We start from the raw sequence: 21,765 nt of genomic DNA, 5'->3' as shown, positions 1-21,765 counted from the left end.
CGATGCGCATCCAACCCTTAAAAGCGGGCGTAAAAAAACAGCCGCTGGCGAAGCGGCTGTTCTGGCTGGTGGCGATCTGGGTGGGCAGCGTGCTCGCCCTGTTTGTGGTCGCCTCGCTGTTCCGGCTGATGATGACCGCGGCGGGATTAAAGGTGCATTGATGCAGGTGCCAGCAGATCGAAATTGTCGGTCTGCTGGAGCGTCATCGGCGGGGCCAGCTTTAAGGTAATCCAGTTCGAGGTGACGCGCTGCTGTTGCGCATCTTCCACCGTCACCGACAGGCGATACTCATTGCTGGCACCGGGCGTGCTGTCCCACTGCGGCATAATAATACTCCAGCCCTGCACATCACTGTTATTGGCCGGCGGCGTCAGGCTCAGCGCCTGCGTGTCGCCCTGCCAACTCACCTGCTTCACCGCATTACTGGCGCGCACCTGCAGCTTCAGCGGCAGGGTTTCGCCCGGATTCAGCTGCCACGGCGGCGTAGCAAGAAACACCGACAGGTTTTTACGCTGGCGAAACTCCAGCACCGGCGTATCACTGCGCTCCACGTTATCATAGCGGCTGCCGCGCAACGATCGCACTTTGGCGACGTTGCTGGCCGAGAGCTGCTGTTCCAGCGCCACGCCGAAACGATAGTTAAGCTTCAGGCCGAGCTGATCCTGCGACTGTCCGCCGCTGCCCTCTTTGTGACTGGCGGAAAGGGTAACCAGCGGCACCGGCGTATAGTTCAGACCAAACTTCAGCGCCGAGGGATTATCATAGCGGCTGCCGTTATTAAACAGATCAACGCCGTTGCCGAGATAGCGCTCCCAACTCAGCGACATGCCGATATGACGATAAAAAGGCAGATAGCCCTGCGTGGTGATGTCATAGCCGCGCGCCATGCGCTGCTGTTGCTGGCTGCTCTGGTTGCGCCAGCCGCCCAGCGGCTGATAGTAGTTCGCCGAGAAACGCAGAAAATCGCCCCACGCCTCGGTGCCCAGCGAGGCGCGCTGTTGACCGTCATCGATCGAACGGTCAAGAAACGCGTTGTAACCCAGCAGCCAGTTGCCTACCGTCCAGCGCTGTCCGGCGCCGATATTGGCCAGCAGATGCTCATCCTGCTGGGTCACGCCCACCTGGCTAAAGGTCAGATAATTGTATTTTTCCGCCCAGCTGGTAAACAGCTGCGCTTTGCTGCCGCTGAGGTTGCCGAGGCGGTCAATCTGCAGGCTCATTTCAGCGTTGCCGTAAGGCGAAAGCATCGACCTGCCCTCGTTTTCCACCCGGCTGGCCACTTCATCACGGAAATGATTAAACGCCCAGATGCCCGCCTGATCGCCCAGCGAGCTGTCACTGCTGGCATTCTGGCTGGCTTCGCCAATGCTTTTCGCAATAGTGGCTAAACGGGTAGAGAAGTCACTGTCGCTGGCGGCGCTGCCGAGATCGGGCAGCCGATCGGCGCTTTCGCTGAAGCGAGCAGGATTATCAAAAGGATAAGGGGCAACCCGCGTCTCGCTTTGCAGCGCGTGCACGTCAGGCGGGGCCAAGGTAAACAGCAGCGCGGTCAGCGACGCGCGCGATAACATTTTGGGTGTAGCGCAATTTTCCATAGGGTGCGTTAACGTTTTTCTGTCCATACAGCGGGACGACATACAAAAAAGTCAAACATACCTCAGTACAGGGGCCTGACCACCAGGACAGGTCTTGAATTGCAGGAAATATCTGAAAGGCGAAGCGACAGCGTGCCGCTTCGGCAGCTTACGACATAATAAGCGCGCTATCAATGTTGTGCGGCGCGGCAGCAGGCGCGGCACGGGGCGTTGCGGGTGCTATGTAAAGGTTTACCACCTCACCGACAATCAGCAACGCGGGCGACTGCACCTGCTCTCTGCTTACCGTGTCGGCAAGCTCCTCAAGGGTGGTTACCAGCGTGCGTTGCTCAGGCCGCGTACCGCGTTCAACGATCGCCACCGGCGTCTGAGCGCTGCGGCCCGCCTGGCTGAGCTGATGTGCCAGTTCGCCGCACCAGCTCAACCCCATGTAAAACACCAGCGTCTGCCGCGCATCGCTCAGGCTGTGATAATCCATCTGCGGCTTGCCCTGCTTGCCGTGGCCGGTGATCAGACGTACCGACTGCGCCATGTCACGATGCGTCAGCGGAATGCCGGTGGCCGCCGCGCAGCCCACCGCGGCGGTAATGCCCGGCACAACCTGCCAGTCGATACCCGCCTGCTGCAGCGCCTGCATCTCCTCTCCGCCGCGACCAAAAACAAAGGGATCGCCCCCTTTCAGCCGAACCACGTCGTGACCGCCGCGCGCCAGATCCACCATCAGCTGATTGATATCCTGCTGCTTCATGCCGTGGCAGCCTGGTGATTTACCCACGTCAATCGCCAGCGCCTGCGCCGGCAGCAGCGCCAGCACCGCTTCGCTCACCAGCCGGTCGTAAACCACCACTTTCGCCTGCTCAATCAGGCGCAGCGCCTTCACCGTCAGCAGATCGGGATCGCCCGGTCCGGCACCCACCAGCGACACACGGCCTGGTTGGTCGCCGCCCTGCATATGAAAAAGCGTATTAATGCCAGCAATCTGTTGCGTCATGAGATTTACCTCGTTCAGGCGTGCGCAGGAAAGCGCGCAATCAGCTGTTTAAGTTCAGGAATGCAGGAGCCGCAGTTAGTGCCGCATTTGAGGCGCGCCCCCAGTGCGGCCAGGCTGTTGTCGCCAGCGGCGACCGCACACAAAATGGTCTGTTCGCCGGTACCAAAGCAGCTACAAACGGTGCGCCCGGCGTTCTCACGCTCGGCAGCGCGACCACCGAGCAGCGCATGGCGATCGGCGGCGCGGGTTGGTGGCGAGGCGAAAGCCGCATCAATGAATGCCAAATCAAGCTCTGGCACCCGCGGGCCCAGCCACAGCGCCAGCATTAGCTCGCCATCATGCCAGGCCAGCAGGCGTAATTCGTTTGTGCCTTCCATGCGTTGACAGGCCATATCGTTGAGATCGAGTGCGCTAAGCAGTGCGGATAGTGGACCGCTGCCAGCCAGCTGATAGCGCGTCGCATGCGTATGGGGAATACGGCTCCACCATACGCCGTCGGGAAAAGTGACATTGTCACGAGAAAACAGCGTGCCCTGCCAGTGACTGTGCCAGCGCGCAATCTGCACTGCGGTTTGTTTGCTCTCCGGCTGACCGGAAAGCGGACAGACCTGCGCCGCTACCAGCGCGCCCACGCTGCTCTGTGCCGCAAACTGGCAATTCCAGTGCATCGGCGCAAACAGCGTGCCCACCGGCTGATCGTCAGTCAGCACCGCGCGGGCGATCATCCAACCCTGCGACGACTGCACGCGTACCAAATCCCGCGCCTGTAGCTGATAATCCGCTGCGTCCTGCGGATGCATCGCCACATACGGCTCGCTGACGTGCTGCATCAGGCGCGGAACCTGGCCGGTGCGCGTCATGGTATGCCACTGATCGCGAATGCGGCCGGTGTTAAGCAGCAGCGGATACGCGGTCGTGCAGGCGGCGAGCGGCAGCCGCGGCGTCACCGCAATCAGTCGGGCGCGGCCGTCGGGATGAAAAAAGCGCCGATCGCTGAACAGGCGCGCGGTGCCCTGCGGTGCGCTGGCGTTAACCGGCCACTGCACCGGCTGCAGGCGATCCCATTCCGCTACCGAGAGCGAGGCCAGCCCGCTGATATCAAATGCGCGGCTGCCGTGGTTTTCAAAACCGGAGAGCGCCGCATGCTCGCAAAAAATCTCCGCTGGATGGTGCCAGGCAAACGCCTGATGAAAACCGAGCCGTTGCGCCACCTGCGCCAGGATCCACCAGTCCGGGCGCGCCTCGCCCACCGGCGGCACAAAGGCACGCTGACGAGAAATGCGGCGTTCGGAGTTGGTCACGGTGCCATTTTTCTCGCCCCAGGCCGCTGCGGGCAGGCAGATATGCGCCAGCTCACTGGTATCCGTCTGCGCAGCAACATCAGAGACGATCACCAGCGGGCAATGGGCAAGCGCCTGGCGCACGCGGCTGGCCTCCGGCAGCGATACCGCTGGATTGGTGCCCATGATCCAGATCGCCTTCACCTCGCCGCGGGCTACTGCATCAAACAGCGCCACCGCCGAGAGGCCCGGCTGTTGCGCGACCCGATCGCTGCCCCAGAAGCGCTGCAGGCGTGCCACGTTCTCTGCGCTGAAATCCATGTGCGCCGCCAGCTGAGTCGCCAGCCCGCCGACTTCACGCCCGCCCATGGCGTTTGGCTGGCCGGTGAGCGAGAACGGCCCGCTGCCGTTACGGCCAATTTTGCCACTCAGCAGATGGCAGTTAATGATGGCGTTGCACTTGTCGCTGCCGCTGGTGGACTGGTTAATCCCCATGCAGTAGAGCGTGAGCACGTTACGCTGGCTGGCAAAGGCGCGATAAAACGCCGTGACCTGCTCTTCGCTGAGCTGGCAGTACGCGGCCACCTGCGCTGGCGACCAGCCGCTGGCCGCATCAAGCGCTGTGGGCACATCCGCCAGATGCGGCAGCATGCTGCTGTCGGTGCCCTGCTGCGCCAGCCAGTGCAGCAGACCGTTAAACAGCGCGGCGTCGCTGCCGGCACGCAGCGCCAGATGCACATCGGCGATATCACAGCTGGCGGTGCGGCGCGGATCGATCACCACCACCTGCATCGCTGGCCGCTGCAGCTTCGCCTGCACCAGCCGCTGCCAGAGCACCGGGTGCGCCCAGGCGGTATTGGAACCGCAGAGGATCACCAGATCGGCATGATCGAGATCCGCATAACTGCACGGCACGGCATCGGCGCCAAAAGCGCGCTTGTAGCCCACCACCGCGGAGGCCATACAGAGCCGCGAATTGGTGTCGATGTTGCCCGCACCGATAAATCCCTTCATCAGCTTGTTAGCGACATAATAATCTTCGGTCAGCAGCTGACCGGAAGCGTAAAACGCCACCGCCTGCGAGCCATGCTGGTCAATGACCTGCTGCAGTCCGCTGGCTACCGCGTCGAGCGCGGTCTCCCAGCTGACGCGGCTGCCGTTGACATGGGGATAGCGCAACCTGCCCGTCTCGCCCAGCGTGTCGGCCAGCGCGGCGCCTTTCACACAGAGCCGACCCGCATTAGCCGGATGTTCGCCGTCGCCGCTGACCTGCACTGCGCCCGCGCGCGACGTTACCGTCACGCCGCAGCCGACGCCGCAATAGGGGCAGGTGCTGTTCATGATGCTGCCGCCAGCGCAACGTCCAGCGGTGCATTAGCCACCCACACCATGCCTCCCTGCTCTTTCACCGGCCAGCAACGCAGCCGACGGTCCGCCTGCTCCAGCGACTGACCGTCGCGCAGGCGGAAGCGCTGCTTGTAGAGCGGCGAGATCAGCACCGGTTCACCCGCCACGTCGCCCAGCAGCCCGCGCGACAGTACGCTCGCCTGGGTGCCTGGCTCAATATCATCCAGCGCATAGAGCGCGCCGTCGAAACGAAACAGCGCGATGCGATGGTTGCCCAGCCGCGCGCCGATACCCGCCTGCGCCGGAATGGTTTCCTGTGGGCAAATGGCGCTCCACGGCTCCTCCGGCAGCTGCATCACCGGAATAAGCGTCTCGGTTGACGGGCGTATCTGATCGCGTTCGTGTTGCCAGCGAATGGTTTCGTCGGCCGCCGTGCTGTTAACGGTAGCGGTAAAGCGTGCCAGATTTTCCGGCTGTTGCAGCGTGGTTTGCCATTCGCACTGGTAGCTGTCGACCACCGCCTGCATCTCCGCTTCCAGCTCGTCGCCCAGTCCCAGCGAATCGTTAATCACCACGTCGCGCAGATAGTCCAGGCCGCCTTCCAGATTATCCCTCCAGACGCTGGTGCGTTGCAGACGATCGGCGGTGCGGATGTAGAACATCAGCAGGCGATCGACATAACGGATCAGCGTGGCGTCATCAAGATCGCTGGCGAACAGGTCGGCATGGCGCGGCTTCATGCCGCCGTTGCCGCAGACGTAAAGATTCCAGCCCTTTTCGGTGGCGATGACGCCAATGTCTTTGCTTTGCGCCTCGGCGCATTCTCGGGTGCAGCCGGAGACCGCCATTTTAATTTTATGCGGCGAACGCAGCCCTTTGTAGCGGTTCTCCAGCGCAATGGCGAAGCCAGTGGAATCCTTAACGCCGTAACGGCACCAGGTTGAACCGACGCACGATTTCACCGTGCGCAGCGACTTGCCGTAGGCGTGGCCGGTTTCAAAGCCTGCGGCCGCCAGCTGCTGCCAGATTTCCGGCAGCTGGGCCAGCTGGGCGCCAAACAGGTCGATACGCTGGCCGCCGGTGATTTTGGTGTAGAGGTTATAGCGCTGCGCCACTTCGCCGATGGCAATCAATCCCTGAGGGGTAATCTCACCGGCCGGTATGCGCGGCACCACGGAATAGGTGCCATCTTTCTGGATATTGGCAAAGTAGCGATCGTTGGTGTCCTGCAACGGCAGATGCTGCGGTTGCAGCAGATAATCGTTCCAGCACGACGCGAGCAGCGAGCCCACCAGCGGCTTACAGATTTCGCAGCCGTGGCCGCGCCCGTGCTGTTTAATCAGCTGGTCAAAGCTATGAATATTGCCGACGCGGATCAGGTGATACAGCTCCTGACGCGACCAGGCGAAATGTTCGCAGATATCTTTTTTCACCTCCACGCCCAGCGTCTCCAGCTGGTGTTCCATCACCTGTTTCACCAGCGCCGCACAGCCGCCGCAGCCGGTGGCCGCTTTAGTGTGGCTTTTGATGGCGGCAACGGTGCCGTGGCCGTCGCTGACCGCCTGACAGATATCGCCTTTGCTGACGTTGTAACAGGAACAGATCTGCGCGCTGTCCGGCAGCGCCGCCACGCCGAGCGCTTTCACCGGCGCACCGGCGACCGCTGGCAGAATCAGCGTTTCCGGCTGGGCAGGCAGCGCCATCTCATTGAGCATCATCTGCAGCAGCGTGCTGTATTCGCTACTGTCACCCACCAGCACCCCGCCCAGTAGCCGCTTACCGCTGCTGTCGACGACGATTTTCTTGTAGATCTCCTGCGGGCCGTTGGTCCAGTGATAGCTCTGGCTTTCCGGCGTGCGACCATGCGCATCGCCAAACGAGGCGACTTCCACGCCCAGCAGCTTGAGTTTGGTGCTCATGTCAGCGCCGCCAAAGGTGGTGGCTTCCCCGGCCAGCGCGGCTGCGGCCACCCGCGCCATCTGGTAACCTGGCGCCACCAGGCCAAACAGCTGACCGTTCCACAACGCGCATTCGCCGATGGCGAAAATCTGCTCATCGGAAGTGACGCAGCGATCGTCAACGCAGATGCCGCCACGCGGACCAAGCGTCAAACCCGCTTCACGCGCCAGGTTATCGCGCGGGCGAATCCCGGCGGAGAACAGCAGCAGATCGGTGTCCAGCGTTTCGCCATCGGCAAACTGCAGCCGCAGCGAGCCGTCGGGTTGACGGCTGATGTCACGCGTCTCTTTGCTGGTGAAAACGTCAACGCCCAGCGCGTTGATTTTGCGCGCCAGCATCTGCGCGCCACCGTCATCCAGCTGCACCGCCATCAGGCGCGGCGCAAATTCCACCACGCTGGTGGCAAGGCCGAGCTGCTTCAGCGCGTTGGCCGCTTCCAGCCCCAGTAGACCGCCGCCAATCACCGTGCCGCGACGCGCCTGTTTCGCGCGGGCGGCAATCGCGTCGAGATCGTCCAGCGTGCGATAGACATGGCAGCCGGGCAGATCGTGGCCGGGCACCGGCGGCACGAAGGCGTAAGAGCCGGTGGCGAGCACCAGCTTGTCAAAGGCGAGTTCCCGGCCGGTGCCGTCGCGCAGGCAGCGGCGCTGACGATCGATCGCCACCACTTCGCAGCCGCTACGCAACTCGATGGCGTTGTCGCTAAAAAAGTCGCCGCTGACCAGGCAAAGATCGGCGTGCGTGCGGCCAGCAAAATAGTCTGAGAGATGCACGCGGTCATAGGCGGTGTGCCGCTCCTCGCCGTAAACCACGATGTGATAGTGCTGATGCAGGCCTTTCGCGACCAGCTGCTCAAGAAAATGGTGGCCTACCATGCCGTGGCCAATCACTGCTAAAACCGGTTTCATCATCGTATTCCCCGCAGCCCGTGGCTGCTGTTCAGACGTCTCAAGATCAAATAGCGCGTCGGCGGTGACCGGCGCCTGTTGCTGTAGTTTTTCCTGCAGCGCGTTGGCCTGGCGGCTGTCGCCATACAGCACGACGCCGCACAGCCGCCCGTCGCGCAGAAAGAGTCGGCGATAGTGCTGGCTCAGGGGATCAAAGCTGGTGTAACCGGGCAGGGATTCGCTGATGTCGCCTGCGCTGAACAGGCTGATGCCGCTGACCTTCAACCGCGTACCCTCGTCGACGGCGCGGTAATCGTCGATCGGCTGTCCGGCCAGCCGGTGCGCCAATACCGCTGCCTGCGCCAGGCACGGTGCCAGCAGGCCAACAGTCTCGCCGTTGATTTCGGCGCATTCACCCAACGCGCTGATGGCCGGATCGGCAGTACACAGCTGGCCGTCAACCAGAATGCCCTTGCCGCATGCCAGGCCTGCCGCGGCTGCCAGCCGCTTTTCCGGCACAACGCCAGTGGCAATAACCACCCGCTTCGCCGCCAGTGCGCTGCCATCATTCAGCGTGACGCTGTCACTATTAATCTGCGTCAGTTGCTGATTAACCCGAATCTGTAGCCCGCGCGCTTCCAGCGTATGCCGCAGCAGTTCGCCTGCGCGGCGATCCAGCTGCCGGTCAAGCAGATGGCCCTGACGGTGCACCAGCGTGACCTCTCGTCCCTGTTGACGCAGCGCCGCGGCGGCTTCAATGCCTAATAAACCTCCGCCCAGCACCACCACCGGCCCGGATGCCGCCAGCATCCATTTTACGTCTGCGTAGTCGCGGAACCCTTTGACATGCATCAAGTTTGCGCCGGGGATGGCGGGAATAAACGGTAACGAACCGGTGGCAAACACCAGCAAATCCCAGGCGATCTCACGGCGATCGGTGCGCAACCTGCGCGCCGGGCGATCCACTGTCAGCACGCTTTCGCCGCTGTATAACATAATGTCCTGCTGCTGATACCAGCTCAGCGGATGCAGGAGCGTTGCTGCAAAATCTTTCTCACCCGCCAGCACCGGCGACAGCTGGATGCGGTTGTAGTTACCGCCCGGCTCACGGCCAATAATGGTGATGCGGTAACGCGTTGGCGCCAGTTGCAGCAGAGTTTCCACCATGCGCAGCGCCGCCATGCCGTTACCGATCACCACCAGATGCGGTTTCATGCGTGCTCCTGTGCCGTCACAATCTGCTTTTCATAAAGAAAGTGCAGGATCTGCTGGCGCAGATGGTGATAGTGCGGGTTATCCGCCAGCGCCACCCGCGAGCGTGGACGCGGCAAGTCGATCGCCAGGATCTCGCCCACCGTCGCCGCCGGGCCGTTGGTCATCATTAGCACCCGATCGGAGAGCAGCACGGCTTCATCGACGTCGTGCGTGATTAGCACGATGGTGGTATTGAGCTTCTGTTGAATGCGCATCACGGCGTCCTGTAGATGGGCGCGCGTCAGCGCATCAAGTGCGCCAAAAGGCTCATCAAGCAGCAGCACCCTCGGCTTCATCGCCAGTGCTCTGGCGATGCCCACCCGCTGTTTCATGCCGCCTGAGATCTCACCGGGCCGTTTATCCAGGGCGTGCGCCATCTGCACCAGCTCAAGGTTATGGACAATCCACGCCTGCTTTTCAGCCTTGCTCATGGTGCCTTTAAACACCTGATCCACCGCCAGCGCGACGTTCTCGCGACAGGTCAGCCACGGCAGCAGCGAGTGATTCTGAAACACCACCGCGCGCTCCGGGCCTGGCCCGCTGATTTCCCGCTGGTCGCAGATCAGGCCGCCGCTGGAGGGCAGCGTCAGTCCGGCGATCAGATTGAGCAGCGTTGATTTTCCGCAGCCGGAATGGCCGATCAGACTGAGGGTTTCCCCTTCGCGGATAGCAAAGCTCACCCGATCGAGCGCCAGAAAATCGCCGCTGGCGGTGGTAAAACGCTGGCTCACCTGCTCTACCTGAATAATGTTACGCATTGGCTACTCCTTAACGGTTTTCCCAGCTGAATCGACGTGCCAGCAGCATCAGCGCCTGTTCAAGCAACAGGCCAACCACGCCGATGATCACAATGGCGACAAGAATGTTTTCCACATTGAGGTTGTTCCACTCGTTCCAGATCCAGAAGCCGATACCCAGGCCGCCGGTGAGCATTTCTGCCGCGACGATCACCAGCCAGGCGATGCCTACCGAAAGGCGGACGCCAGTCAGCACCGCAGGCAGCACCGCCGGAAACAGGATTTTGCGCATCACCGTCCACTCCGACAGGTTCAACACCCGCGCCACGTTGAGGTAATCCTGGGGAATGCGCTGCACGCCCTCGGCGGTGTTAATCACCATCGGCCAGACAGAACAGATAAAAATGGTCCAGCTTGAGGCCGGTTCCGCCCGCTGAAACAGCAGCAGCCCAATCGGTAACCAGGCGAGCGGGCTGACCGGGCGCAGCAATGCGATGATCGGGTTACACATGCTGGCCAGAAAGCGGTAACGCCCGAGCAGAAAGCCCGCCGGAATGCCGACCAGCGCCGCCAGCCCAAACCCGACCGCCACGCGCTGCAACGACGCCAGCACGTTCCAGCCGATGCCGCGATCGTTGGGACCGCCGTTATAGAAAGGGTCAGCAAACAGCGTCACCGCCGCCTGCCAGGTGGTCCAGGGACCAGGAAAGCCGCTGCTCCAGATGGCGGCCATTTGCCATACCATCAGCAGCAGCACGATGCCACACAGGCCGGGCAGCAGCCGCTGAATCAGCGGCCGTAACCAGGGCGCGCGACGCCTGACGGCCGCGGGCGGTAAAGGAAGCACCTCGGCGGAGGGCGAATCAGGGCGACGGAGCGCAACTATTTGGCTTTTCATGGGGCAATCCTCAACGTTTAATCGCGAAATGGGCGGCATAGGCGGCAGGATCGCTGCCATCCCAGACGCTGCCGTCAAACAGCGTGCTGCTGCGCAGTGACGTGGCGGGCACGCTGATGTTGCCGACCGCGCTGGCCGCCTGCTGATAGATATCAATGCGGTTGACCTGACGGGCGACCGCCAGATAATCGGGATCCTGCTTTAGGAGGCCCCAGCGTTTCTGCTGCGTTAAAAACCACATGCCGTCGGAGAGCCACGGATAGCTCACCGCGCCGTCATTAAAGAAGCGCATCGGGTGCGCATCCTGCCAGCGTTTGCCGAGACCATCCTCGTAGCGGCCGAGCATGCGCCCTTCAATAGTCTCAACACGGGTGTTGATCCAGGCGCGTTGGGCGATTACACGGGCGGTTTCCTGACGGTTCGCCTCAGAGGCGTCGATCCAGCGCGCGGCATCGAGCACCGCGGCGGTGAGCGCACGGGCGGTATGGGGATGCTCCGCCACCCAGTTAGCCCGCGTTGCCAGCACTTTTTCGGGATGATCGGGCCAGATCGCCTGCGACGTGGTGGCGGTAAAGCCAAGGTTGTCGCTGATAGCGCGCTGATTCCACGGCTCGCCCACGCAGTAACCGTTCAGGTTGCCTATTTTCATGTTCATCACCATCTGCGGCGGCGGTACCACGACCGTGCGCACGTCGGTAAAGGGATTGATACCGGCGCTGGCGAGCCAGTAATAGAGCCACATCGCGTGGGTGCTGGTGGGAAAGGTATGAGCAAAGGTGTAACTGCCCTTCTCTTTGGCGGCGATGGCGCGTTGCAGACTGGCACCATCGGTGATCTTCATCTCCTGTAACTGGCGCGATAGCGTGATCGCCTGGCCGTTGTTGTTCAGGGTCATCAAGACCGCCATGTCATGCTGCGGACCGGCAACGCCCAGTTGCAGGCCATAAATCATGCCGTAGAGGGCATGTGCCGCATCCAGCTCGCCGGAGGTAAGTTTGTCGCGCACCGCCGCCCAGCTCGCCTCTTTGCTCGGCTGCAGCTGCAGGCCATATTTCTTATCGAAGCCTTTTACCGCGGCCATAATCACCGGTGCGCAGTCGGTGAGCGGAATAAACCCGACGCGCAGCGCGCTTTTTTCCGGTGCGTCAGAACCGGCGGCCCATACTGCGTTGCGCAAACCGGGCAGCATATAGCTGCCGCCCGTCACCGCGCCTGCCAGCAGAAACTGCCGTCTTGACCAGCTACCCGTTGCTTTCGTCATCATCGCTCCCGAAAAAAAGAGACAAAAAAAGGCGTCCTTCGCGCTGCCGGAGCATGCGAATGGACGCCTTTATCCAAAGCACTCGTATCACCGCCGTTGGCGAAACAAGTGCGTGTCGTGTTGTCGTTATCTTCTTGCAAAGGCTGTGCCAGCTGTAAAAAGCCCTGCTGGCGCGGCGCTTAACGCGCGTCGGGAGGCTGAATGCACCAGCGTGACGCAGATCGCGCACGCTGGCTGTGCAGCTAGCGCCGCGCCGCTGCGCTCAGTGCTGCCGAGACCGACAGCAGCGCCTGGGCAATGTCGATCACCCGTTTGTTCTGATTCATCGCAGTTTTACGCAGCGTCTGCCACGCCTGCTGTTCATCATATTGATGCTGCTGCATCAGCCAGGCCTTGGCCTGTTCAATCACCTTGCGCTCCTGCACCGTTTCGCGCATCGCTGCCAGCTCATCGCTCTGGCGCTGTAAGCGCTGCGCCTGCTCCTGCACCAGCGCCAGCAGCGAACGCCCGCCGGGCTGCGGCAACGCATCGCTCTCTGCGGATGGCTGGCTGCCAGTGAGCCAGAAACCGTGCCAGCTCTCAGAGGACGGCGTGGGCACCGGCGGTACCGGCGCGCCCTGCGGCGTCTGCACCTCAGCCATCGCCAGCTCGCAGCAGGCCATCAGCGCGGTCACCAGCCGATCTTCAATCTGCTTCATGCCGTCAATGCGTCGCGTTAGCGCCTGATACCAGCGCAGCGCACCGTTTTCACTGTGACCACGCGTGCAGGCGATGCGCCGCAGCCGCTCAATATCGCCGTCTGCATCCGCCATCTGCTGCCAGTGGTGCAGACTTTGCGCATCGGCAAACTGACTGAACAGCCCAAAGCTGCGCTCCTGCGCCTCAATCAGCGCCACAATGGTGTCGCTCTGTTGGGCATTAAACACGCCGGCGGCAAAGCCCGCTGAACCGGTGGCCCGTTCCTGTCCCGCCAGCTCTTTACCCTGCATGAAGCTGAACAGCGCGGTCAGCGCACGCGAAATTCGCGGCTCGTCGGCACTGTCGGCCACTTCAAATACCAGCGCCAGCAGCTGATGAATCACCTGGCTAAACGCCGCCATCGCGTCACTGTGGCTGATGCGCTGCTCACGAACCTGCTGACGCAGGGCCGTCAGGGAATCAAGTCCATAAAGCGCACAGGCGATACGGCTGAACAGGCGGCTGTGACTGGCGTGTGGCGTGGCCGCGGGCATCACCGCATCCAGTTGCAGCAGCGCCGCGCTAACCTGCTGTTCGGCCAGCGCCAGCGCATCGGCAAATAGCGTGCCCTGCGAACAGAGCCAGATATTGGACGCGCCACGCTCGCGCTGCAGCAGATGCACCAGCTGACTAACCTGGCTGATAAAGCGTCCGGTTTGCCGAAGCTGCGCCAGGTTGGCCATTTCACTCTGTTGTGAGGCAATAAGATAATCTGCTGCCTGTAACATCGCCTGCTCCTGTGATGATCGGTTACTGACTGGAGGGCAAGCAAAAGTCATGCCTCTCTGGCAGAAACAGCAGCGTTCAGAGGGTTATTCAGCGGGTAAAGTGCAGTAAAACAGGCGCAGCGGTGGCGGTTTTGTCCGAAATAATTGCCGTGATCGCTGACTGGCCTCTGGTTAAAAATGGCGCATAATGCTTAAGTGCATCTTGATAATTAGGCAGTGGCGTTACCAGTAAGTAGCGAGTAGCGGCACAAATGCCACCTGGCGTTAAGTCCATCCATTAATTTTGTTAAACCACGGCTGCTGGCCGCGTGCCTGCTCGCCTGGCCCCCTTTTATACCGGGTCGAATTATCATGTTCATGGAACGCATGCAATAGTTTCAAATCCCAAAAGTGTCATGTAGACTGAATGCCGCACTATCTTTATGTAAAACTGAGTAATTTTGCGTCCCGTTTTCGCTGTTTGTCATCGCTGGATTTTCACCCTTATTCGGCGCTTTTTGGCGACTTTTTGACGTAAATTGTCCAGATACCCTGATGAAATCACGAGGATCATAGTGAAAATAAGTCTCGCGTTGACATTGTTAGCCGTGCTCACCTTAGCCAGCTGTAAAGCGCCACCGCCGCCGTTAACGGATGATACGCTGGTTACCAGCGAAGTTGAGGGTGTGAAACTGGTACACCGTTATGCCGTTGCGGCTCCGCAATCCTTTACGCCGGTGAACGAGACTTATCGCGCCTTGTACAATGCTTCGGTGATGACCACTCCGGCCTACAGCGGCAAAGTGGTGCGTTACCTGGAAAATGGCAAAACCTTTGAGGTGCTCGGCAGGGTGGAAAATAGCTGGCTGGCGATCAGCGATGAAGCGGAAGGCCAGATGATTGGCTACGTGCCGCTAAAAGCCGGCGTGGCCGAAGCAAAATATGATGCCACCGTGCGCAGCGACCGTCCGCGTCCACGCGCCAGCGGTGCTAAACAGAAGGTCTGCGTTGATGTCGGCGGTGCCAGCAAAGCCTGCCGTAACGATAACGCCACCTGGATTCTCGACTAACCGGCCTTCGTGCCCGTGAATCCTTTGTCCAAAAAACAGCTGCCGCCGGGAAACCTATTTATTCATGACGCTGGAACCTACTGCGTTAAGCACCAGAGCCGCGAGCGCAGATAATTTTATCCTTAACGCCGCCGCGCCTCTGATGAACGCCATTGTACAGATTCGTCTGGCGGCCACGCACGACGATCCGGCGGGGCTGCGTCAGCAATTGATCAGCGAGCTGCGCCAGTTTGAGAACCGTTGCAAACAGGCCGGCGTTCCCTTTGAAACCATCGTGGGGGCGCGCTACTGCCTGTGCAGCGCGCTGGATGAGGCGGCGGCGCAAACCCCGTGGGGCACGCGCGGCGTCTGGTCCGGCAGCGGCATGCTGGTGACCTTTCACAACGAAAGCTGGGGCGGCGAGAAATTCTTTCAGCTGCTGTCGCGCATTTCGCAGTCGCCGGAACAGCATATCTGGCTGCTTGAGCTAATCCATTACTGTCTGCTGCTCGGCTACGAAGGCCGCTATCGCGGTGCCGAACGTGGCCGTGCACAGTGTGACGCTATTCGCCAGCGGCTGGCGCAGCTGATTCAGGCAACGCGCGAAAAAGCGCAGAGCGCGCTGCACAGCAAGGTTGAAGTGCAGCGGCTGGCAGCCAACAGCTGGCGTCCACCGGTGCCGCTGTGGGCCTGCGCCACCGTTGCCGCACTGATCGCCTGTTTAATTTACAGCGGCCTGAACTGGCGGCTGGGTCGCGCCGCCGAACCCTTGCTGCGCAGCATTTATCAAACGCCACTGCCGCAGGCTTCAGCCATGCGGCGATCCGCCTCTTCGCAGGCGTTGCTGAATCTGCGCCAGCGCCTGAATGATGTGGTGGCCGCGGGCCAACTTGAAGTCAGCGACGGCGCGTTTGGCAGCAAGGTTATCCTGCCTGCTGACAAGATCTTTGATGCTGGCGGCACCTCGCTTAATGCGGTAGGTCGGGCGCTGGTCATGCGCGTCAGTGCCGCCATGGAAGAGGTCAAAGGCACCATTCTGGTGTCGGTCTATACCGACGACAGTGCGCCGCAAAACAGCCGCTTCCCCTCTAATTTTGAATTTTCGCACGCCCGTGCCCACACCATTGCTCAGCTGCTCAGCCAGCAGCTCGATCACGGGCAGCAAATCAAGGCCGAAGGCCGCGGCGACAGCAACGCCATGTTGCCCAATGACAGCCGCGAAAATCGGGCGCGTAACCGCCGCGTGGAGATCACGCTGTTTGCCACGCCCGAGCCTGCCAGCGCCCCTGCGCAAGGAACTCAATAATGCGTCGCGTTTTTTCATCCCTGCTCTCTCATCGTCTGTTCTGGAGCGGCATCGGCATTACCGCGCTGGCGATAGTGGTCTGGATGCTCGGTCCGCTCTGGACCTTTAACGACAACCGTCCGCTGGAACCCGCGATCAATCGCCAAATGCTGATTGGCCTGCTCTGCTTTATGTGGGTGCTGTTTCAGCTGATCCCGTCGCTCTATCGCGCCTGGTTTAATAGCAAGCTGCTCAACAATATCCAGCAGCAGACCCCGGAGGCGCAGTCAGAGCTGATGGCCACCGAGGAGCTGTTAACCCAGCGTTTTAATGAAGCAGCCTCGCTGCTCAAGCAGACCCAGTTTGGCCGCCAGAAAGGCAGCTGGCTGGATCGCTTTAACGCCCAGTATCTTTATCAACTGCCGTGGTACATGGTGATTGGCGCGCCGGGTGCCGGAAAAACCACCGCGCTAATTAACTCCGGACTCGATTTTCCGCTGACCGACAGCATGGGCAAAACCGCGATTCGCGGCGTGGGCGGCACCCGTCACTGCGACTGGTGGTTTACCGATCGCGCCGTGCTGCTGGATACCGCTGGCCGCTATGCGCTGCAGGAAAGCATGCGTGCCCGCGATGCCGCCGAATGGCAAAGCTTTATCAACCTGCTGAAGCGCTATCGCGCGCGCCAGCCAATCAACGGCGTGATTCTGACCATCAGCGTGGCCGACCTGCTCAGCGAGTCGGCCGAGGCGCGTTTTTCTCAGGCAACGATGCTGCGCAACCGCATGATGGAGCTGCACCAGCAGACCGGCATTCATTTCCCGGTCTATGTCATGGTGACCAAAACTGACCTGCTGAAAGGCTTTATGTGTTACTACGGCGCGCTGGATAAGCGCCAGCGTGAACAGATCTGCGGTTTTACTTTTGACTGGGATCCGTCACGCGCCGGTGCCAGCGACTGGCATCGCACCTTTACCACGCAGTTTCACCTGCTTGAACAGCAGCTGATGCAGCAGTTACCGGAAAAGATGACCACCCATAACGATCTCAGCCAGCGCGCCGACTGCTTCCTTTATCCGCAGGAATTTGCCTCGCTGCGGCCGCTGCTTTCTGAATATCTGGACGTGGTGTTCTCCCCCGCGCCCGACGCGGTGGCCTGGTCAGTGCGCGGTATCTTCTTTACCAGCGGCACCCAGGAAGGTCTGCCGTTTGACCGCATCATGGGCGAGCTGAGCCGCAAGCTGCAACTGCCGCAGGACCGCCAGAACTCCATCGCCTCGTGGGATTCGGTGAACCGCGCCGCGCCCATTCCGGGTAACAAAGGCCAGAGCTTTTTTATTCGCGATCTGCTCAGCGACCTGATTTTTGCCGAGTCCGGCCTCGCCGGAAGCAATCGTAGCTGGGAGCACCGCAATCGGCTGCTGCACTGGATCGGCTACGGCGTGCTGGCGGCGGCGCTGACCACCATGACCGGCCTGTGGCTGACCAGCTATTACCAGAATGCGCGCTTCCTTGATGAGGTCGCACAACGCGTGCCGGTACTGACCACGCAGGGCCGTCAGGTGATGCAGCAGCCCGCCGATAACATTTTTGATCTGCTACCCTTTCTGAATAATCTGGTACGTCTGCCGCAGTCGGACCATTTTTCTATTGATGCGCCGCCGCTGACCGTGCGCGCCGGGCTTTATCGCGGCAATCAGATTGGCGATGCCGCCTGGGGCGTGTATCAGAACGCGCTGAAGTCGCTGTTGCTGCCGCGCGTCGCGCAGCAGATCACCGATATCCTGCGTAACGATCGCGGTGATGACAGCGACTACAGCCGCAACGCGCTGCGTGCTTATCAGATGCTCTATCAGCCGCGCAACTACGATGGCGAATTTTTACGCGGCTGGCTGATGCTCAATTTGCAGCGCACCTTGCCCGCTCACGTCAGCGCGCGCGAGCTACAGCAGCTTGACTGGCACCTCAGCCAGCTGCTGGACCGCCAGATACAGTCATCGCCCTATGCGCGTGATAACACCCTGATGCTGCGCAAGCTGGCGGATAATTTACAAGGCGCGGGCGACGCTCGTCTGCTCTCTTCATCGGTCGCGACTGATGCATCAGCACTGAGAAAACAGGAATAGGTAATGGCCGAGCGACGCGCACCAGGATGGTATGGCAAGCTTCCCGCCACTGGCGATTTTCTCCAGCGTCGGATTGCTGAGAATATGGTTTCCGGCTGGTCAAACTGGTTTCAGCAGGGTTTGCTGGCCTGGCACGAACAGCAGTTGAGCACCACCGAGCACTTTCTGGCGGCCCCGGTCTGGAACTTTGTCTTGCCGGTGCGCCCCGGTGCGCAGCGCGTCCAGATGGGCTGTTTGTTGCCCTCGCGCGATCGCGTTGGCCGCGCCTGGCCGCTGCTGGCGATACAGTCGTTTCCGCTCAGCGACTGGCATCCGGCGCAGCTGAGCATTGCCGGTGAATGGTATCAGGAACTGGGCGATACGCTGCTGCGCGCGGTGCGCGAAAAGCTGGCACCCGACATGCTCGATCTGCTGCTGAACAAGATGACGCCGCTGCCGGTACCTCAGCATGCGCGCTCGGCTATTATGGATGTGATCGGCTATCAGGATCTGCCCTGTACCCTGAGCTGGCGTGAAGTGGCGGAGCGTTTTGAGCCGCAGCAGCACCTGAGCTACTGGTGGAGCAACCGCAGTGACGGCTTTGCGCACGCCACCCATAAACACAGCGGTGCCTTGACCGCTCAGCTTTTTTCATTGCTTTTTCACCCGGCCGCGGGCGCGCAGCCGGGTCGTAATGGACTCTATCCACCGATGTTTGAATAGCGTCTGTTTAGCCTCTTATTGCGGGAAACATCATGCGATTTACCATAGTGCAGAGTAAAACGGAGCTTCCGGTTCAGGCGTTTGATTTCCTGCCGCCCGGTGGCACCATTGGCCGCAGTCAGGACAACGATCTGGTGTTGCCCGATGATGACCGCGCCATCTCCCGTTTGCAGGCGCTGGTGCACATCTCTAATGACGGAGAATGCCGACTCACCAACCGTGGCAGCGTAACCTCGGTGGTGGTCAACGGCTTGCCGCTGGAGCGCGGACGGCAGGTGCTGCTGCAGCATGGCGATGCGCTGACCATTGGTGATTACCAGTTAGCGGTGACCGACCCAACGCGCGCCGATGAGGCGGAGCAGCACAGCGATGATCCGCTGGCGCTGTTTGCGGAAGATGACGCGCTGCCGGACGATCCGCTGGGCATTTTGCAGGAGATGGCGCCGATCGTTACCGATCTCCAGCTCAGTGATAGCCTGGCGCGCCACAGCCGCAACACCGCCGCACGCCTGGATATCGATCCGCTGCCACCGCGTGGCGCCCGTCTGCCTGGTGAATCCACCGACAGTGCCGACGTGCTGATGCAGGCCTTTTTAGAGGGCATGGGGCTGGAAAAAGGCCACCATGCCGCCATCACAGAAGAGCAGATGCGCACCACTGGCCGCATGCTCAGCCTGTTCTCACAGGGCACGGTGGCGCTGCTTTCGTCACGTTCGATCCTCAAGCGTGGCGTCAAGGCTGAGATGACCATGATCCTCAACGAGGCCAATAACCCGTTTAAAATTCTGCCTTCCGGCAAAACGGTGCTGATGCAGATGTATCAGAGCAAAATGCCGGGCTTCATGCAGCCGGAACAGGCGGTGCGCGACGCGCTGGTCGATCTGCAGGCGCATCAGCTGGGCATGATCGCCGGTATTCGTGCCATCATTGCCGCTATGCTGCAATCGTTTAATCCCCAGCGGCTGGAAGATCAGGCAAAAGCGGAAGGCCTCTATTCAAAAATTCCGCTGTCGGTGACGCGTAAAGCGGCCATGTGGGATAACTTTACGCGTCATTATCAGCGCACCGCCGGGGAAATCGAAGACGACTTTCATACCCTGTTTGGCGAAGCCTTTTTGCACGCGTATGACGTGGAAGTTAACCAGTACAAAGATTCACAAACGCAGGCGGATGAGTCATGAAAATCAGTTATGCCGTCACCTCGGAACAGGGTGCCCGTCACGACAATCAGGATCGCACCGGCACGATGCTCGGCGACCGCAGCGCCTGCTTTTTAGTGTGCGATGGCGTTGCCGGTTTGCCGGGTGGCGACCGCGCTGCCCAGTTGGTGCGCGATACGCTGCTGGCGGCGCTGGATGGCGAGCAGCCGCTCAGCCCGCAGCATACGCACGCCGCCATTGTCGCCTGCCAGCAATCGGTGCTGGACGCGCAGCAGCTTAACCCCGATTTTTCCCGTATGAGCACCACGCTGGCGGCGCTGTTTATCGATCGTGAACAGCAGCTGGCGTGGTGGGCGCATGCCGGTGACAGCCGGGTCTATCACTTTCGCCGCGGTTTTGTTCGCGACGTTACCCGCGATCACAGCCTGGCGCAGCAGCTGGAAGACGCGGGCTATGAAAATACCGGTATTAACAGCAATTTACTTTATAATGCGCTCGGTGCCGACGCCGCGCGCGACGCGAGCTACAGCGAACTGGTGTCGCTGGAGGATGGCGACGCTTTTCTGGTCTGTACCGATGGCTTTTGGCTGAACCTGACCAGTGCCGAAATGGAGCAGGCCCTGCGCATGGTCACCGCCTGCGATCAGTGGCTAACGCTAATGCAGCAGGCGGTAAATCGCAGCAGCATCAGCGATAACCTCAGCGCCGTAGCCGTGTGGATTGGGTCACCCCAGGAAACGACGCTGCTGCATTCACCGACCGATTCGGCGCGCTTTTTGCCGCCGCGCTAATACCCAAGGAAAGCTATGAAACTGTGGTTGCCCGGCGTGCTCTCTCTGTTTTTTGCCGCTGCTGTTCATGCCGAAGACTATCGCGTGGTCTATTCGCCCAGCCTGGCGCTGGAAGTTTTCATTGATAATGTCGCCAGCAAGGCACCAGCCGACTGGTGTCAGGAGACGCTGCATCTGCGTATTGTCTCCGGCAAAAGCCGGGAATCGCAGCAGCTGAACAGCTTTCTGCCGCGCGTCGGCACGCTGCTGGCTAATCAGTGCGGCAAGCTGGATGAACTGCCCTGGCAGATGATGGATAAAGAAGGCGCGGTGCTGGCCAGCGGTACGGCGGCCCGGCTGCAAAACTGGCGGCCGATTGTCACCGCTGACGCTACCGCCAACGCCGTGGCGCAGAATGCCGCGCCGCTGGATCTGTCGCGCCCCGCTGACAGCGCGCCGCTGCAACATTTCGACCTGCCGGGCGGCTGCCATTTCCGCACCTGGTGGGATGAAAACGGCCAGTCGCTGTTTATTCCTGACGACAAGGCGCTGCATTGCTCCACCGAAGGCTGGCTGGAAGGCGGCACGCAGCTGACACTCTCCAGCGACGGCAAACAGACGCCGGTGCCGGTGACCTTCTTTGAAGGCTATCCGATTACCCAACTGCGCATTGGCAACGAAAAGCTGCAGGTGGTGGCAATCAACAATCAACGCATGGTAGTGACCAAAGCGGATGCGCCCGATAGCTGGCTGGTGCTGCCGTTTAATTCCACCCTGCACGTCTGGAATTTTACCGGCACGCTGCTGGTAAAAATGAACAAGAGTGCGGCGCAGGATCTGCCCGCACTGAAGGTGCGAACCGATGCGGTGCGTAAGGCCTGGAGCCCGTTGTGGCTGCCTGACCAAAAAATTAATCTGTTATTAATTGACGCGCTGCATGCCGATCTCGCCGATCCGGCTATCGGCGCCTGGCGTAGCCTTAACTAATGCAGCCTATCACGCGTGCTCAGAGAGTCTCT

16 protein-coding genes are annotated in these 21,765 nt (G+C 60.8%); 8 read left to right on the top strand and 8 right to left on the bottom strand.

Features of this window, described 5'->3' with window-relative positions; genetic code table 11:
- Nucleotides 1–2: 2 nt before the first annotated feature.
- Entirely contained in the window at nucleotides 3–161 is a 159-nt protein-coding gene (locus EM595_RS20625) for a DUF2474 domain-containing protein (protein ID WP_071852498.1), read from the top strand.
- Here EM595_RS20625 and EM595_RS08115 read toward each other — a convergent pair.
- From EM595_RS08115 to EM595_RS08080, 8 genes are all read right to left on the bottom strand, one after another.
- Complete coding sequence (locus EM595_RS08115) at nucleotides 147–1,571, bottom strand: YchO/YchP family invasin (RefSeq protein WP_067430146.1); 1,425 nt, start codon at nucleotides 1,569–1,571, stop codon at nucleotides 147–149. The two genes, EM595_RS20625 and EM595_RS08115, sit on opposite strands and share 15 nt — an antisense overlap.
- A 172-nt stretch (nucleotides 1,572–1,743) precedes the next feature.
- Nucleotides 1,744–2,586 carry a uroporphyrinogen-III C-methyltransferase gene (gene cobA, locus EM595_RS08110; RefSeq protein WP_067430142.1) on the bottom strand — a complete coding sequence of 281 codons (843 nt, stop codon included), beginning with the start codon at nucleotides 2,584–2,586 and terminating at the stop codon, nucleotides 1,744–1,746.
- Nucleotides 2,587–2,600: 14 nt separating this feature from the next.
- Nucleotides 2,601–5,207: a nitrate reductase gene (locus EM595_RS08105; RefSeq protein ID WP_067430139.1), complete on the bottom strand. Its 2,607-nt coding sequence runs from the start codon at nucleotides 5,205–5,207 to the stop codon at nucleotides 2,601–2,603.
- On the bottom strand, nucleotides 5,204–9,274 hold the full coding sequence (gene nirB, locus EM595_RS08100) for a nitrite reductase large subunit NirB (RefSeq protein ID WP_082691654.1): 4,071 nt from the start codon (nucleotides 9,272–9,274) through the stop codon (nucleotides 5,204–5,206). The genes EM595_RS08105 and nirB overlap by 4 nt, the downstream gene beginning before the upstream one ends.
- Complete coding sequence (locus EM595_RS08095) at nucleotides 9,271–10,071, bottom strand: ABC transporter ATP-binding protein (protein ID WP_067430136.1); 801 nt, start codon at nucleotides 10,069–10,071, stop codon at nucleotides 9,271–9,273. Before EM595_RS08095 ends, nirB begins: the two co-directional genes overlap by 4 nt.
- Nucleotides 10,072–10,081: 10 nt before the next feature.
- Nucleotides 10,082–10,948 (bottom strand): nitrate ABC transporter permease, encoded by an 867-nt coding sequence (gene ntrB, locus EM595_RS08090; RefSeq protein ID WP_067430134.1) that lies wholly within the window; start codon nucleotides 10,946–10,948, stop codon nucleotides 10,082–10,084.
- 10 nt (nucleotides 10,949–10,958) lie between these two features.
- Nucleotides 10,959–12,209: a CmpA/NrtA family ABC transporter substrate-binding protein gene (locus EM595_RS08085; protein ID WP_067430131.1), complete on the bottom strand. Its 1,251-nt coding sequence runs from the start codon at nucleotides 12,207–12,209 to the stop codon at nucleotides 10,959–10,961.
- Between the two features lie 242 nt (nucleotides 12,210–12,451).
- Nucleotides 12,452–13,675, bottom strand: a complete 1,224-nt coding sequence (locus EM595_RS08080) for a nitrate- and nitrite sensing domain-containing protein (RefSeq protein WP_067430128.1) — start codon at nucleotides 13,673–13,675, stop codon at nucleotides 12,452–12,454.
- Nucleotides 13,676–14,229: 554 nt separating this feature from the next.
- Between EM595_RS08080 and EM595_RS08070 the strand changes: the two genes are divergently transcribed.
- The 7 genes from EM595_RS08070 to EM595_RS08040 all read left to right on the top strand — a co-directional run bounded on the left by EM595_RS08070 (nucleotide 14,230) and on the right by EM595_RS08040 (nucleotide 21,733).
- Nucleotides 14,230–14,724 carry an SH3 domain-containing protein gene (locus EM595_RS08070; RefSeq protein ID WP_067430122.1) on the top strand — a complete coding sequence of 165 codons (495 nt, stop codon included), beginning with the start codon at nucleotides 14,230–14,232 and terminating at the stop codon, nucleotides 14,722–14,724.
- Between the two features lie 64 nt (nucleotides 14,725–14,788).
- Nucleotides 14,789–16,009 (top strand): type IVB secretion system protein IcmH/DotU, encoded by a 1,221-nt coding sequence (gene icmH / locus EM595_RS08065; RefSeq protein WP_067430119.1) that lies wholly within the window; start codon nucleotides 14,789–14,791, stop codon nucleotides 16,007–16,009.
- The gene (gene tssM, locus EM595_RS08060) at nucleotides 16,009–18,114 is read left to right on the top strand and encodes a type VI secretion system membrane subunit TssM (protein ID WP_067430108.1); all 2,106 of its coding nucleotides are present in this window, start codon (nucleotides 16,009–16,011) and stop codon (nucleotides 18,112–18,114) included. The genes icmH and tssM overlap by 1 nt, the downstream gene beginning before the upstream one ends.
- A 3-nt stretch (nucleotides 18,115–18,117) precedes the next feature.
- The gene (gene tagF / locus EM595_RS08055; RefSeq protein WP_067430105.1) at nucleotides 18,118–18,816 is read left to right on the top strand and encodes a type VI secretion system-associated protein TagF; all 699 of its coding nucleotides are present in this window, start codon (nucleotides 18,118–18,120) and stop codon (nucleotides 18,814–18,816) included.
- Between the two features lie 32 nt (nucleotides 18,817–18,848).
- The gene (gene tagH / locus EM595_RS08050; protein ID WP_067430102.1) at nucleotides 18,849–19,997 is read left to right on the top strand and encodes a type VI secretion system-associated FHA domain protein TagH; all 1,149 of its coding nucleotides are present in this window, start codon (nucleotides 18,849–18,851) and stop codon (nucleotides 19,995–19,997) included.
- Nucleotides 19,994–20,767, top strand: coding sequence for a PP2C family protein-serine/threonine phosphatase (locus tag EM595_RS08045; protein WP_067430100.1), 774 nt, complete (start codon nucleotides 19,994–19,996; stop codon nucleotides 20,765–20,767). The genes tagH and EM595_RS08045 overlap by 4 nt, the downstream gene beginning before the upstream one ends.
- A gap of 15 nt (nucleotides 20,768–20,782) precedes the next feature.
- On the top strand, nucleotides 20,783–21,733 hold the full coding sequence (locus EM595_RS08040; RefSeq protein WP_067430097.1) for a hypothetical protein: 951 nt from the start codon (nucleotides 20,783–20,785) through the stop codon (nucleotides 21,731–21,733).
- Nucleotides 21,734–21,765: the final 32 nt, after the last annotated feature.

The sequence above is a fragment of the Duffyella gerundensis genome (genome assembly GCF_001517405.1).
GTDB lineage: Bacteria > Pseudomonadota > Gammaproteobacteria > Enterobacterales > Enterobacteriaceae > Duffyella > Duffyella gerundensis.
Note: the sequence above shows the minus strand (reverse complement) of the source record. Positions and strands in the feature narration are given on the sequence as shown.